Raw genomic sequence first — 13,930 nt, forward strand, 5'->3', positions numbered from 1 at the left:
GACGAAGGAGAGCGACGATGCGCTACACCCGACTCGGCCGTACCGCCCTGGAGGTCAGCCCGCTGTGCCTGGGCACGCTCAATCTCGGTGTGCGCACCACGCGCGAAGAGGCGTTCCGCCTCATGGACGAGGCGCTGGACCACGGCATCAACTTCTTCGACACGGCTAACCACTACGGCTGGCAGGTGCATCGAGGGCTGACCGAGGAACTCATCGGCGCATGGTTCGACCAGGGCGACCGCCGGCGGGAGAAGGTGGTGCTGGGGACCAAGGTGTTCAACCCGATGAGCGACTGGCCCAACGACCGCGGGTTGTCCGCCCGGCACATCGTCGCCTCCTGCGAGGACTCCCTGCGGCGGCTGCGCACCGACTGGATCGACCTGTACCACATGCACCACTTCGATCCGCACGCCGGCTGGGACGAGATCTGGCAGGCGATGGAGATGCTGACCGGCCAGGGCAAGATCCGGTACGTCGGCTCCTCGAACTTCGCTGGGTGGCACATCGCGGCGGCGCGGGAGACGGCGACCCGACGCGGTCACCTCGGGCTCGTCGTCGAGCAGTGTGCCTACAACCTGGTGGCCCGGCAGGCCGAGACGGAGGTGATCCCGGCGGCCCAGGCGTACGGCGTCGGGGTGTTCGCCTGGTCCCCGCTGCACGGCGGGCTGCTCGGCGGCGCACTCCGGAAGCTGGCCGACGGCACCGCGGTGAAGACGGCGCAGGGGCGCGCGATGCGGGCCCTGGAGGACCGGTACGAGGCCGTCGCCGACTACGAGAAGTACTGTGCCGGTCTCGGGCTGGACCCGGCCGAGGTGGCGCTCGCCTGGGTACTGGGCCGGCCCGGACTGACCGGAGCGGTGATCGGTCCACGCACCCTGGCGCACCTGCACGGTGCCCTCGCCGCCCTCGACAGCCCGCTCGACCCCGCGGTGATCCGGCGCCTGGACGAGCTGTTCCCCCCGGTCGCCGGCGCCAGCCCGCTGGCGGGCTGGTGAATCACCTCGAACCCGAAGGAGAGACCCGCCATGCGTGTCCTGTTCGTCGCTCCCCCGGACCTGAAGTCACACCTCTACATCATGACGCCGCTGGCCTGGGCGCTGCGCACCGCCGGCCATGACGTGCGCGTCGCCTGCCAGCCGGGCTCGACCGAGGCGCTGGCGCAGGCGGGGCTCACCGCCGTCCTGGCCGGTGAGCCCATGGCCGAGACGCTGGCCGAGGTCGACGAGATGTCCGAGCCGCCGAAGCGCCAGGCCGCACCGGCAACGCTGCCGGTGCAGACCGACTACGCCCGGGACGATCCGTACGCCGAGCTTGAGTACCTCACCACGAACCTCCTCCCGTTCCTGCACACCGACGCGATGCTCACCGACCTGATCGGCTTCGCCCGCGCCTGGCGGCCGGACCTGGTGCTCTGGGACGCGATGACCTACGCCGGACCGGTGGTGGCCCGGGCCTGCGGCGCGGCGCACGCGCGCATCCTGTTCGGCACGGACGCCTTCGTGCAGCTCTGGGAGGCGGTACGGGCGGCCGGCGGGTCCCGGCCGGACCCGATGCGCGCCTGGCTGGAGCCGCTGCTGCGCACGCACGGCGGCGGCGCGTTCGCCGACGACGTCGTGCACGGCCAGTGGACGATCGACACGATGCCGCCGTGGACCTGGCGCCCCAGCGCCCCGCACTACATCCGCATGCGTCACCTCGCCTTCAACGGCCCCTCGGTGGTGCCGCGGTGGCTCTACGAGCCGCCGGTCCGGCCGCGGGTTTGCGTCACGCTGGGCATGACCCACCGCGAGGCGGACGTCGCCGAGGCCTCAGCCGTGGACCTGCTCGAGGCGGTGGGCGACCTCGACATCGAGGTGGTCGCCACGATGAGCGCGGAGCAGCTCGCCTCGGTGCCGCGGATACCGGACAACGTGCGGGTGGTCGACTTCGTGCCGATGAACGTCCTGCTGCCGACGTGCAGCGCCATCGTGCACCACGGCGGATCCTCGACGATGGCCTCAGCCTTCGAGCACGCCGTACCGCAGCTCATCGTGCCGAGCGCGTACTGGAGCGAGAAGTGGTTCGGCCCGGTGGCGCAGGCGAACGGGCTGCAGGAGCGTGGCGCCGGGGTGTGGCTGGCCTACGACTCCGACCACCTCACTCCCGCAGGGCTCCGCGAGGACCTGATGCGGGTCCTCAAGGACCCGTCGTTCAAGGAGAACGCGGTCCGCCTGCGTACGGAGATGATGGGTCTGCCCACGCCCAACGAGGTGGTGCCCGCCGTGGAGAAGTTGACTGCGGCGTACCGGCGGGCGGGCTGAGGCAGGGCTGTGCGCCTCCGCGCGGACGGGGGCGGGCCGGCGGAGGCGCACAGCCTGTTCGGGGGTTAACGCAGCGGTTCCAGCAGCACCACCGGGATCTCCCGGGATGCCTTCTTCTGGTAGCGGCGGTAGGTGGAGAAAATCCCGGCCATCTTCTCCCACAGCGCGGGCCGCTCGGCCTCAGCGGCGACCGACGCCTTGGCCTGGAAGGTCTCGCCGTACACCTGCACGGACACCTCCGGTTCGGCACAGAGGTTCAGGTACCAGGCGGGATTCGCCTCCTGGCCGCCCGCCGAGGCCACCACCACGTACCGGTCGCCGTCCCGCCCGTAGATCAGTGCGGTGCGGCGCAGCTTGCCCGTCCGGCGGCCCCGCGTCGTCAGTAGCAGGGTGGGCAACTTGCCCTGGAAGTCGTGTCCCTTGGCGCCACCGGTCTCCACATAGGAGCGCACGTGGTCGGCCACCCATTTGGTGGGACTGTCGTGGATCTCTTCGTCAGCCATGTGTCATCCCTGTTCTCCGTCGAGCAGTCGACGATAGCGTTCGACCAGTGCCGGAGGTGCCGGATCGGGGCCGGGTGGCACGACCTCGCGGCCGGCCAGGTGATCTCCGAGCAGGTCGAGGCCGGAGTGCCAGCCAGCCGCGCTGTAGGCGATGTGGCCCGGGTCGGCCACGGTGGTCAGCAACGTGAGGTCGGTCCCGTCCCCGGCGGCGGACAGGTCCCAGCGCAGGGTGTCCGGACCCCAGGTGTACGCGAAGAGGTGGGGCGGGTCGACGGCGAGGACCTGGCCCGGCTCCGTGTCGCCACCGGGCCAGGTGAACGTCATCGCGGCGCCAGCCTCCGGCACCAGCTCGACGGTCATCGGCGTCCACCAGGCGTTGACCTGATCCGGTTCGACGAGGCACCGCCACACTGCGGCGACCGGTGCCGGATAGCGGCGCCGCAGCCGCACGCTGGGCCGTGCGCTGTCCCGGCACAGCGTCACCTGGGTGCCATCCACGTCGAGTGACATGGTTACTCCTTCCGCGATGCCCGGCGGGCCAGGCCCGCCGGGCATCGGCGTCAGCGATGAGGCGGAACGGTCTGCGGGGCGTCGTCGGTGCGGCCGGCCTCGACGCCGGCGGCGTCCGCGGCCGTAGCCTGCTCGGCAAGCGGCGGAATGTCGGTCGGCGGCGTCATCTCGCTCAGCTCGGTGTGCCGCAGTGCGAAGTACGCGAAGATGGCCAGGCCGATCATCAGCGCCGCGCTGACCCAGGCGACGTTGTTCAGACCGACGGTGAACGCGGCCCGCGCCGGCGCCAGCAGGTCGGGGAACTGCGCTGACAGCACGCTGGCGGGGGCGATGCCCTCGCGGGCGGCCTCCACCACGTCCGGCGGCACCGTGTCGGGCACGGTGTCCGCCAACTCGCTGCGGTAGGTCGCCATGCCGATGCTGCCGAGCGTGGCGATGCCGATCGAGATACCGAACTCGTTGCTGGTCTGCTGCAACGACGACGCGGAGCCGATCCGGTCCGGCGGCGCGGCGCCCATCACCAGCATGGTGCCCAGCGACGAGGGCAGGCCCATACCGAACAGCAGCACCGCGAAGCCCGCGACGAGCAGCCCGAGACCGTCGACGCTCTCCACCTGGGCCAGGATCAGATAGCCCACCACCCCGATGCCGAGCCCGAGCGCGATCACCCGACCCGCCTTCAGCTTGGCGGTGAGGCCCGGCGCCAGGAACAACGCGATGATCATTGCCAGGGACGGCGGCAGCAGCCACAGGCCCGCCCGCAGCGGTGACAGCCCCTCGATCACCTGGAGGAACTGGGTCACCAGCAGAGACGCGCCGCCGTTGAGCGCGCTGACCAGCAGGCCGAGGATGAGCGCGGCGCGCAGCGTCGCTATGCCGAACAGGCGCAGGTCGAGCAGCGGGTCGGTGAGGCTCCGCTGCCGCCGCACGAAGAGCACGCCGACCAGAACGCCGAACACCATGGCGAGCAGCGCCGGTGCCGTGAAGCCGTCCTGGGCGAGCTTCTTCAGCCCGTACACCAGCGAGATCATCGCGACCAGGGACATGGCGACACTGAGCAGGTCGAGCTTGCCAGCGCCCGGGTTGCGGCGCTCCGGCAACAGCACCGGCGCCACCACCAGGACGAGGACCATGATCGGGACCGCGAGCAGGAACGCCGAGCCCCACCAGAAGTACTCGAGCATGATGCCGCCGACCAGGGGCCCGAGCATCAGGCCGCCCATGAAACAGCTCATCCACGACGCGATCGCCATGCCGCGCTGCGCCGGGTCCCGGAACATGTGCGTGATCAGGGCCAGGGCGGCGGGCATTCCTGCCGCACCGGCCACGCCGAGCAGGGCGCGGGCGCCGATGAGCATCTCCGGCGTCGTGGCGTACGCCGCCAGCAGCGACGCCGCGGCGAACGCGGCGGAGCTGATCAACAGCATCCTGCGGTTGCCGAAACGGTCACCGAGCGTGCCCATGGTGACCAGCAGGCCGGAGGTGAGGAACCCGAAGATGTCCACGATCCACAACTGCTGGGTCGTGGTGGCGCCGAGGTCGGCGCTGAGATGCGGTAGTGCGAGATACAGGACCGTGAGGTCCACCGAGGCCAGCAGGGTGGGCAGGCAGAGAACCGCCAACCCGATCCATTCCCGGCGGCCCGCCCGCGGCACGGCCGCAGTGGTGCCTTCGGTTGTCATCGAATTCCTTCCTGAAGTTTCCCGAGTCGGGTGTCGGTCGGCGCCACGCGTCCGCGCCGCAACGTGTCGGCCCACCAGATGAGCTGTTCGAGCATGCGACCGGCCGCGACCGTCAGACCGGGATCGACCGGCCGGCCGGCGAGGTCGAAGGCGGACCGGTGGTGAGGGATGGTCACCGGGTCGCGCACCGTCATCGCGTCCAGGTCGGTGAACACCTGGCGCAGATGGTCCACCGCCCGCAGCCCCGCGGCCGGACCGCCATAGCAGACAAAGCCAACGGGCTTGCGCCGCCATTCGTCGCGGAACCAGTCGATGGCCGTCTTCAACGACCCGGGGAAGCTGCCGTTGTACTCCGGTGTGACGACGACGAACGCGTCCGCGGCGGCCAGCCATGGTGCGAGGTCGCGAACGGCGGGCGGAGCCGGGTCGCCGGCGACCTCGGGCAGGCGGGCCTCGGCGAGGTCGATCACGTCCGCCTCGATGCGCCCACCACGGTTGGTCTCGTCGCACAGCCAGCGCGCCGGGACCGGACCGAACCGGCCTCGACGGATGCTGGCGATGACGATCACCAACCGCAGATGGTTCTCGCTCATCCTGGCGTCACCTCTCCCCGGCTCGCCGGCTTCCCGCAGCAGTGGTCAGCCTTCCGTGCCGGGGTTCCGGTTCGGTTCCGGCCGGACGTGCGCCGGCCGGAACCCCCGGGTCACCGCTGGGCGGCGATCTTCTCGAGAACCGGCACGATCTCGCTCGGTGCCGGCTCGGCGAGCATCTCGCCCCGGATCCGGTCCGCGGCCGCCCGGAACTCCGGCTCGTGCACCAGCCGCAGGACGTTGTCGCGGATCGCCTCGGGCGTCGCCTGGTCGAGCGTCAGATCCAGGCCGGCGCCCTGCTCGCGCAACATGTCGGCGCGCACGACGGCGTCCCACAGGTCGGGGACGAGAGTCAGCTGCGGCACGCCGTACGCCATCGCCGTCGACACCACGCCGGCACTGCCGATGTGCACGACGGCCGAGCAGCTGGGCAGCAGCGCGTGCATCGGCACGAAGTTCACCACCCGGACGTTGGGCGGCACGTCGGCCAGTTCGCTCTCGTCGACGGCCAGCGTCGCGACCACCTCGACGTCGGCGTCGGCGAAGAGCTTGAGCGTCGAGACCGGGATCGGGTCGTAGCCCAGCATGTAACGCATCGAGATGCCGGCGGTCACGCAGACCCTCGGACGCTCCGGGTGCTCGCGCAGCCAGCCGGGGACCCGGGCCGGACCGTTGTACGGCACATACCGGAACGGCACGATCCGCAGCCCGACGTCCAGCCGCATGCTCTCCGGCGCCTGGTCCAGGGTGTACTGCCCGGTCAGCACGTCGGCGTCGTAGGTGACGCCGAACCGCTCCAGGTGCGCGGCGGCCCAGTCCTGCATCGGGTCGCGCCGCTGATCCTCGGGCTGCTCGGCGAGCAACGCCTGGAACCGGTTGTAGATGCGGGTCTGCGCGTCGGCCCCCCAGAGCAGGCGGGCGTGCGCGGCGCCGGTGACCCGGGCCGCGATGGCGCCGGCAAGGGTGAAGTTCTCCCAGATGATCAGGTCCGGCTGCCACTCCCGCGCGTACGCCACGAGGGCGTCGACCATCGGGTCGTTGAACACCTTGGCCGAGGTCTCCACGGCCTCGTCGAAGAACGCCAGCAGGGCCGGATAGTCCATGTCGGCGCCGCCGGTCCGCAGTGCCGTGGTGATCCGCTCGCCCCAGGTCGGGTCGTCGGCCTTGGCCGCGATGACCGACATGAAGTCGTGGTCCTCCCCGACCTGCACGGCGGTCAGGCCGGACTGCACGACCGCGTCCATGAGGGCCGGTTGGGTGGCGACCCGGACCTCGTGGCCGGCGGTGCGCAGGGCCCAGGCCAGCGGGACCATGTTGTAGTAATGGGTGGTTTCCGCATAGGTGGCGAACAGAACGCGCATCGGTGCCCTTTCGGTCGGGTCGTCGTGTGCCCGCCTACCGTCCACCAGCCGCCCTGGCCGGGGCATCTCGCAGATTGCGCACCTCGATCGCCCGGCAGCGGGCGTAGTCCGGCAGCAACCCCGCCTCCCTTGCCTGCTCCAGGGTCGGCGCGGCGCGGTCGCGCTCGGACAGATCGTGCCCGGCGGGGTTTCCCACCGGCAGACCCAGCCGTGGATCGAGGACGGAGACGGCGCGCTCGTCAGCGGGCTCGTACTCCCGCGAGAGCAGGTACTGCATGACGGCGTCGTCGGTCAGCGCGACGAAGGCGTGGCCGACGCCGACCGGCAGGTACAGCGCGTCCATCCGGTCGCCGGTGAGCCGCACCGCGTCCCACTGGCCGTACGTGGGCGACCCCACCCGGATGTCCACCACGATGTCGAGCAGGGCGCCGTGCGCGCAGTAGACGTACTTTTCGGCGCCAGGGGGTGCGGCCGTGTAGTGCACCCCCCGAACCACCCCCCGCCGGGACCGGCTGTAGCTGGCCTGCGCGAGTGGGAACAGCGGACGGCCGGTGGTCTCGGCGAACAGGCCAGCCTGCAACGGGGTGCCGAAGAAGCCCCGGTCGTCGGGGAACACCGGCGCGGTGAAGTGCAGGGCCCCGGTCACGGCGAGCGGGCTCACTGTCACGGTGACCCCGTCAGAACCAGTAGCTGATGTACGGGCTGCGCTCCGGCACCGCCATGGCGTCCCACAGTCGCACCTTGCGCGCGTCCGGGGCGCTGATCCGGCCGGCCCGGGTGAGCGCGGCCGCCGGGGTGCCACCGAGCAGGATGACGGCCAGCGCGCCGACGCCCATCTCCAGGTCGGCCGCGGCGGTGACCGGCTCGCACGTGGCGTGCCCGTCGGTCACCTCCAGCCGGAACGTGCCGGCCGCCAGGCCCTCCGGGTCGTGCACCGTGAGCGTGAGGACGCCGTCGCAGGCCCAGCCGCGGGTGCGCAGGAGCCGTGGCACATCCAGCGGGCGGATCCAGAGGGCGTCCTGGCGGCGGACACGCATCCGTCGCGCGTCGTCGACCCACCAGCGCAGCGGGCTGTCCACCGGCATCCGCCACACGTCGATCTCGCGGACCAGGTCGACGGAGAACAGGTGCCGCCAGAGCGCGCCCTCCGCCTCCTGGTCGGCCGCGAGGAAGTCGATGACGTGCAGCTTGCTCTGCGGCGCGGACTCCGCCGTCCAGTCCGGCATGATCCGGTATGTCACCAGCCCACGGTCGTCGATCGCGGCGCAGTGCCGGGGCCCGTACCCCGGGGCACCCAGGGCGAGAGCCTCCTCCAGCGCGCCGGACGCGGGGTCGCCGGCAAGCCGGTCCCAGTAGCACGAGGGGGTGAGCACCTCCCCGGGCGTCTGCGCCGCCTGCTGGGAGTACAGCTTGTACCCGAGGTCCCGGGCCTGCGTACCGTCGATCCGACGCGGACGCAGGTCGCGGCCCGGCACGTCGTCGCGCAGGCCGACCGCCCGGACGTCGAACTCGACCGCGTCGGACCAGGTCGCCGGGCCGGAACCGAACCGGCCGTAGATCGGCCACTCGGACGCGCCCCCGACGACGATCGCCTTGCCCTCGTCGACGGCCCGCCGGTTCAGGTGCGCGACCGTGGCGCGCAGCAACCCACGCCGGGCCACCACCGGGTGCGCGGAACCACCGGTGCACGCGGCGGCCGGCACCGTGTTGCCGCCGGGGAGCACAAGGTCACGGTCGAGCGCGGTGTTGGTGGCGACGTACCGTTCGTCGTCGGCGACCGCCACGGCCCGATCCGGCGGGTGCGTGCGCCGGTAGAAGTCGAGGATCTCGGGATCGGCGCTGACCGGGTTGCCGAAGGCACCGAGCCAGCAGTCCAGCCATTCCCCGTACCGGTCGTCCGGGAGGTCGGTGACCAGCTGGTAGCCGGGAGGCAGCGTGCTCACGAGTGCGCCCCTTCGTGGGTACGGGCGCCGGCCAGCGGCGCGTCCGGGTCGGCCAGGACCCTGCCGAACAGGTCGCGGAACTCGGCCAGCATGCGGTCCACCGTGGCCTGCTCGAACCGGTCCGTGCTCGAGCTGACGGCGCAGAAGATCTCACCGTCCGGGTCGATGTCGATGGTCCACAGGATCGCGTCGTCGGGGATGCCCGGGCCCTGCGCCTGGGACAACCGCCGGCGCACCGGCGCGTACTCGACCGCACCGGCGGACCGGGTCTTCGACGCCGAGGGATTCTGGAACACCGCGAAGCCCGGCACGACCATGCCGCCCTGTTCCAGCCCCGCGATGACGTCCGGGGCCCGCTGCGCCAGTCCGACGAACGGCACCTCGTGCGGGAACGCCTCCAGGCAGGTGGCGCGCACCCGGGCGAGGACGTCGCGGTAGGTGACGCAGCCCGAGATGTCGGTTCGCAGCGGTGACATGTTGACGAAGTAGCCGACCGTGGCCTCTGCCCACTCGTGCCGGCGGCCAGGTCCGGGGGTGAGCGTCCACACCACCCCGTCCGAGACACCGGTCATCCGCTGGAGATGGATGAGCTGCGCCGCGAAGATCACCATGAACGGTGAGCTTCCCGTCGCACGGCCCAGGCGCAGGGCGGCCGAGCCGAGCCGGGCGTCGATCTGGAAACGGTCGACGCGGGTGACGCCCGGATGGTCGGGGTTCGCCGGCCGGTCCGCGGCGATGACGACAGGGCGCGCTCCGGCCAGCCGCTCACGCCAGTACTCGAAGGACGGGTCGGAACCGCCGGCGGCGGCATCTCCCTCGGTGCGTCGCACGTAGTCGCGATACCGCGGCGGGTCCGGCAGGTCGGGTTTGCCGCCGGCCAGGCGGGCGGCGTAACACGCGGCCAGGTCGTCCATGACGATGCCGAGTGACCACACATCGATCAGCGGGAGGTACGCGACCAGCACCAGCACCGCGTCCCGGTCGTCGAAACGGCCCAGGTACGCCCAGAGCAGGGGAAGCTCGTCAGCGTCGAAGTGACCGGACTCGGCCTCGTCGAGGAACCGCTCGGCCCGTACGCCCCGGCCGTCCGGGTCGTCGCCCAGGTCATGCACCTGGAGCCGGGCCGGGCACGGGTCCCGCACCTCCTGTTCCCAGCCGTCGGCGCCCCTGATGACCATGGTCCGCAGTGGTTCGTGCCGGGCGATGACGTCGTCCAGAGCCCCGCGCAGCAGGTCGGCGTCGACCAGCCCGGTGAGCCGCCAGCCACCGCTGGAGATGGGGCGCGGGCCGAACCCCGCCGTGGAGCCGTCCTCCTGATGCTGCCCGCGCAGGAACTCCTGCTCGATGGAGAACGGAAAGCGGTTCTCTGCGTACACCATTCCACCGTGCCTTTCCACGTGGTCGAGCCCGCTCGGGTCAGCGCCGTTCCGCACACGCGAGAACCGCCCGGGCGAAGGCGGCGCGTGTCGGATCCTTGAACAATTCCTCGACGGGCACGTCGATGCCGGTCCGGTCACTTATCCGCGCGACGATGCGAAAAGCCGCTATCGATTGCCCGTTCAATTCGAAGAATGTCGCGTCGGGCGGACCGGCCGCGGTGTCGAGAACGTCCTCCCAGATCGCTGTGACGTGCTTCTCGAGATCGGCGCGCGATTGTTCTGACATCCGGATCCCCTCGGCCGGGAATTCACTGTCTCGCGAGCTGAAGCATCACACGTGTTCGACCCGAGGTTCATCTCCTGCGTTGCGCAGGCTCGTCAGCGCCGGGCCATCGACCGGTCGTCGCGCAGCAGGTCGTCGAGCGGCGCGCCGGCCCCTGCGGCGCGCTGAGCGACCAGTTGGGCCGGCCCCAGGTCGGCGGCCAGGAGCCCGGCGACGCGTCGCGAGTCGTGCCGGTCCGCGTCCGGTGACGGCAGTCCCGCCGCGTCGCGGGCGGCGTCCGCCGCGCCCAGCAGTCGGGCCGCCCGCACCGGGTCACCGGCCAGCCGGTACGCCCCGGCGAGCCCCTCCAGGGCGAGCGCCACCGCTCGCGGGTCACCGCTGTCCCGAGCCGCGGCGAAGCCCTCCCGGTGCCGGTGCAGCGCGTCGTCGGCCGCACCGCGCTGCTCGGCGACGAAGCCGAGCTCCGCGCCGACCGCTGCCACGCCGGCATGCCAGCCGGCCTGCCTGTTCCACTCCAGCCACGGGTGCAGCAGTCGCTCGGCGGCGTCCCATCTGCCCTGCCGGCGTGCCGTGATCGCCAACCCCAGGTCGGCGAACTGCTCCAGGGCCAGATTGGACTGTTCCTTGGCCAGGTGCCGGGCCTGGGCGTGCAGGTCGCCGGCGGCGGCGTGGTCGCCGGCGTCCAGCGCGATCCGTCCCAGTTCGTTGAGCTGGTACGACACCTCCGGCCACAGGCCCAGCTCGCGGGCGATGCGGAGGGCATCGCGGTGCAGCCGCGCGGCGCGGCTGCTGTCCCCGGTCATCCGGGCCAACGCGGCCAACGGGTTGGTGGCCTGCAACACTCCCCAGTGGTCGCCGAGATCGCGGAACTCCTCCAGACTCCGCTCCGCGTCGCGGCGCAGCGCGGCGACGTCTCCGCGCAGCAGCGCCGTCCAGGCCAGGCTACTCAGCGCGGCCGCCGCCCCCCAGCGGTCGCCGAGGCTACGGAACTCCGACAGCACTCCGTCCAACCGGCCGTCGCCGGGCCGGGCGGTGACATCCTCGGGCAGCGCCGAGGCGAGCAACCAGCGGGCCCGCGCCACAGCGTGCGGGTCGGCACCGGCCTCACCCTCGGCCTCCGCCCGGCACAGCAGGTCGTGTGGGTCATCGCCGCCGAGCGCGGCCATGCCCGCCTCCCAGAGCAGCGCCAGGGCACGCCGGCCGGCCGGCGCCTCGCCCGGCACCGCGGCCGCCGCCGCCAGCGCACGGCGGCCCTCGCCCAGGTGGCCGCGCAGTACCCAGTACCAGGCGCAGGCGCAGGCCAGCCGGAGGGCGAGCACCGCGTCTCCACGCTCGATCGCCGCGGCCAGGGCCGCCCGCAGGTTGGCCTGTTCGGCGTCCAACCGGCGCAGCCACCGGCGCTGGACGGGACCGCGCAGATTCTGGTCGGCCTCCTCGGCGAGGGCGGCCTGGCAGGTGCCGTGCCGCAGCCGCACCGCCTCGTCCTCGCCGGACTCGCGCAGCCGCTCGGCGCAGTACGCCCCCACCGACTCCAGCATCCTGTACCGCACCCCGTCGGCGTTCTCCACCAGCGTGACCAGCGAGCAGTCCACCAGTCGCCCGAGCAGGTACGCCACGTCGGCACGGGACACTCCCCCGGCGGCGGGCGGATCGGCGCACACCTCCTCGGCGGATGACAGCGCGCAGCCGTCGGTGAACACCGACAGCCGTCGCAGCACGGCCCGCTCGTCCGCGCCGATCAGGTCCCAGCTCCAGTCGATCATGGTGCGCAGGGTGGCGTGGTGGGCCGGGCCGCCGCGCCGATGGGCAGCCAGCAGTCGGAACCGGTCGTCGAGGCGGGCGGCCAGTTCGGTGATCCCCATCGTGCGCACCCGGGTGGCGGCCAGTTCCAGGGCCAGCGGTATGCCGTCGAGCCGCCGGCAGACGGTGGCCACCGCTGCCGCGTTCTCGTCGTCCGGGGCGAAGCCGGGCTCGGAGGCGGCCGCCCGCGCCAGGAAGAGCTCCCCGGCGCTGGACCGACGCAGCTGCGCGACCGTTGTCGTACCCGCCTCCGGCGGCGCCAGGGGCGGCACCGGCACCAGAACCTCGCCAGGCACACCGAGCGACTCCCGGCTGGTGGCAAGAATGCGCAGGTCGGGGCAGGCATCCAGCAGTTCGCGGCCGAGCTCGGCGACATCTTCGACGACGTGCTCGCAATTGTCGAGCACCAGCAGCAGACGCCGACCCCGCAGCGCCGCCACCAGTCGGTCGACACCGCCGGCGCTGCCGGAGCGGCCATCGTCCCGGAGCCCGAGCGTGCTGGCGACGGCGTCGATCACGGCGGACGCCGCCCGTCCGCCGCCGGCCGGGCGCGGCACGGTGCTGAACTCGACCATCCACGCGCCGGCCGGCACACCGGGTGCGATCCGCGCGGCGACGGCCACCGCGAGCCGGGTCTTGCCGACGCCGCCCGGACCGGTCAGGGTGACCAGGCGGCCGGCGTCCAGGAGTCGAGCCGCGTCGGCGACCGCGGCGTCCCGGCCGATCAGCCCGGTGAGCGGGGCCGGCAGGTTCCCGCGTTCGGGTTCGATCGGCACCGGCGTCGTGGCCGGACCGGTGAGCGCCGGGTCCTGGCGGAGCAGGGCGCGGTGCAGGGCGACCAGTTCGGGCCCCGGGTCGAGCCCCAGCTCGTCGCGCATGCGGTCGCCGAAGATCCGGAACTCGTCGAGCGCCTCGGCCTGCCGGCCGCACTGGTACAGCGCCCGCATCCGCGCCGCGCGGAAACGCTCGCGCAACGGATGGCGTTCCACAAGGTCGCCGAGGTCGGCCAGCACGTCGGCGTGTCGACCCAGATCGAGCGCCGTCTCGGCCCACTCCTCCTGAGCGATCAGCCGGGCCTCCGACCAGCGCGTGACAGCCGGGCGGACGAACGCCTCGTCCGGGAAATCGGCGAGCGCGGGGCCGCGCCACAGCGCCAGGGCGTCGGTCAGCAGCGCCATCCTGTCCCTGGGGTGGACGGCGCGGCGGGCTCGGCCCACCATCTCGGTGAACAGGCCGACGTCCACCGCGTCGTCGCCGGCGGTGAGTGCATACCCGGCCGGGGAATGCGTGACCAGATCGCGGGCCCCCGGCTCGGCGTCGTCCAGGGCGCGCCTGAGCTGCGACATCTTGCTGCGGAGCACGCTGGCCGGGTTGGCGGGCAGTCGGTCGCCCCAGAGGTCGTCGATGAGCCGGTGCGCCGCCACCGGCCGACCGTCGTGGACCAACAGGTCGGCCAGCAGCGCGCGGACCTTGAGCTCCGGGATGCGCACCGGCTTGCCATCAGCGGTCCAGACCTCGAGCGGACCGAGCATCCCGAAGCGCATGCGGCACAGGGTAACCCACCCGGTGGCGCGGCACC

At 72.3% G+C, this 13,930-nt stretch carries 12 protein-coding genes; 2 read left to right on the top strand and 10 right to left on the bottom strand.

Translation table 11 applies throughout. The annotated features are described in order from the left end of the window. Positions 1-17 precede the first annotated feature (17 nt). Positions 18-995 (top strand): aldo/keto reductase, encoded by a 978-nt coding sequence (locus tag ACGF3C_RS22620; RefSeq protein ID WP_393224885.1) that lies wholly within the window; start codon positions 18-20, stop codon positions 993-995. A gap of 30 nt (positions 996-1,025) precedes the next feature. Further along, positions 1,026-2,300, top strand: coding sequence for an activator-dependent family glycosyltransferase (locus tag ACGF3C_RS22625; protein WP_357222113.1), 1,275 nt, complete (start codon positions 1,026-1,028; stop codon positions 2,298-2,300). A 65-nt stretch (positions 2,301-2,365) separates the two neighbouring features. Here the strand turns inward: ACGF3C_RS22625 and ACGF3C_RS22630 are convergent, their stop codons facing one another. The 10 genes from ACGF3C_RS22630 to ACGF3C_RS22675 all read right to left on the bottom strand — a co-directional run bounded on the left by ACGF3C_RS22630 (position 2,366) and on the right by ACGF3C_RS22675 (position 13,895). Further along, positions 2,366-2,803 carry a nitroreductase family deazaflavin-dependent oxidoreductase gene (locus ACGF3C_RS22630; RefSeq protein WP_393224889.1) on the bottom strand — a complete coding sequence of 146 codons (438 nt, stop codon included), beginning with the start codon at positions 2,801-2,803 and terminating at the stop codon, positions 2,366-2,368. Between the two features lie 3 nt (positions 2,804-2,806). Beyond that, positions 2,807-3,313, bottom strand: coding sequence for an SRPBCC domain-containing protein (locus ACGF3C_RS22635; RefSeq protein ID WP_393224892.1), 507 nt, complete (start codon positions 3,311-3,313; stop codon positions 2,807-2,809). Positions 3,314-3,363: 50 nt separating this feature from the next. Next, positions 3,364-4,995, bottom strand: coding sequence for an MFS transporter (locus ACGF3C_RS22640; RefSeq protein WP_357222119.1), 1,632 nt, complete (start codon positions 4,993-4,995; stop codon positions 3,364-3,366). Further along, positions 4,992-5,588 (bottom strand): NAD(P)H-dependent oxidoreductase, encoded by a 597-nt coding sequence (locus ACGF3C_RS22645; protein ID WP_357206418.1) that lies wholly within the window; start codon positions 5,586-5,588, stop codon positions 4,992-4,994. The genes ACGF3C_RS22640 and ACGF3C_RS22645 overlap by 4 nt, the downstream gene beginning before the upstream one ends. Before the next feature lie 110 nt (positions 5,589-5,698). Beyond that, the gene (locus tag ACGF3C_RS22650) at positions 5,699-6,946 is read right to left on the bottom strand and encodes an activator-dependent family glycosyltransferase (protein ID WP_357222121.1); all 1,248 of its coding nucleotides are present in this window, start codon (positions 6,944-6,946) and stop codon (positions 5,699-5,701) included. Between the two features lie 34 nt (positions 6,947-6,980). Next, a complete protein-coding gene (locus ACGF3C_RS22655) occupies positions 6,981-7,613 on the bottom strand; it encodes a dTDP-4-dehydrorhamnose 3,5-epimerase family protein (RefSeq protein WP_357206422.1) in 633 nt (210 codons plus the stop codon). 10 nt (positions 7,614-7,623) lie between these two features. Further along, positions 7,624-8,889 (bottom strand): GNAT family N-acetyltransferase, encoded by a 1,266-nt coding sequence (locus ACGF3C_RS22660; RefSeq protein ID WP_387350500.1) that lies wholly within the window; start codon positions 8,887-8,889, stop codon positions 7,624-7,626. Continuing rightward, positions 8,886-10,268, bottom strand: a complete 1,383-nt coding sequence (locus tag ACGF3C_RS22665; RefSeq protein ID WP_393224898.1) for a condensation domain-containing protein — start codon at positions 10,266-10,268, stop codon at positions 8,886-8,888. The genes ACGF3C_RS22660 and ACGF3C_RS22665 overlap by 4 nt, the downstream gene beginning before the upstream one ends. A 37-nt stretch (positions 10,269-10,305) precedes the next feature. After that, a complete protein-coding gene (locus ACGF3C_RS22670) occupies positions 10,306-10,554 on the bottom strand; it encodes a phosphopantetheine-binding protein (RefSeq protein WP_393224901.1) in 249 nt (82 codons plus the stop codon). Between the two features lie 92 nt (positions 10,555-10,646). Continuing rightward, the gene (locus ACGF3C_RS22675; protein ID WP_393224903.1) at positions 10,647-13,895 is read right to left on the bottom strand and encodes a BTAD domain-containing putative transcriptional regulator; all 3,249 of its coding nucleotides are present in this window, start codon (positions 13,893-13,895) and stop codon (positions 10,647-10,649) included. Between the last annotated feature and the right edge of the window lie 35 nt (positions 13,896-13,930).

Origin of the sequence: Micromonospora sp. NPDC047762 (assembly GCF_043204655.1) — a bacterium.
In the GTDB taxonomy this organism is placed as follows: Bacteria; Actinomycetota; Actinomycetes; order Mycobacteriales; family Micromonosporaceae; genus Micromonospora.

Excerpts from the sequence above, each read along its gene's own strand:
- ACGF3C_RS22620 (WP_393224885.1), top strand. The coding sequence starts at position 18 with ATGCGCTACACCCGACTCGGCCGTACCGCCCTGGAGGTCAGCCCGCTG.
- ACGF3C_RS22625 (WP_357222113.1), top strand. The coding sequence starts at position 1,026 with ATGCGTGTCCTGTTCGTCGCTCCCCCGGACCTGAAGTCACACCTCTAC.
- ACGF3C_RS22630 (WP_393224889.1), bottom strand. The coding sequence starts at position 2,803 with ATGGCTGACGAAGAGATCCACGACAGTCCCACCAAATGGGTGGCCGAC.
- ACGF3C_RS22635 (WP_393224892.1), bottom strand. The coding sequence starts at position 3,313 with ATGTCACTCGACGTGGATGGCACCCAGGTGACGCTGTGCCGGGACAGC.
- ACGF3C_RS22640 (WP_357222119.1), bottom strand. The coding sequence starts at position 4,995 with ATGACAACCGAAGGCACCACTGCGGCCGTGCCGCGGGCGGGCCGCCGG.
- ACGF3C_RS22645 (WP_357206418.1), bottom strand. The coding sequence starts at position 5,588 with ATGAGCGAGAACCATCTGCGGTTGGTGATCGTCATCGCCAGCATCCGT.
- ACGF3C_RS22650 (WP_357222121.1), bottom strand. The coding sequence starts at position 6,946 with ATGCGCGTTCTGTTCGCCACCTATGCGGAAACCACCCATTACTACAAC.
- ACGF3C_RS22665 (WP_393224898.1), bottom strand. The coding sequence starts at position 10,268 with ATGGTGTACGCAGAGAACCGCTTTCCGTTCTCCATCGAGCAGGAGTTC.
- ACGF3C_RS22670 (WP_393224901.1), bottom strand. The coding sequence starts at position 10,554 with ATGTCAGAACAATCGCGCGCCGATCTCGAGAAGCACGTCACAGCGATC.
- ACGF3C_RS22675 (WP_393224903.1), bottom strand. The coding sequence starts at position 13,895 with ATGCGCTTCGGGATGCTCGGTCCGCTCGAGGTCTGGACCGCTGATGGC.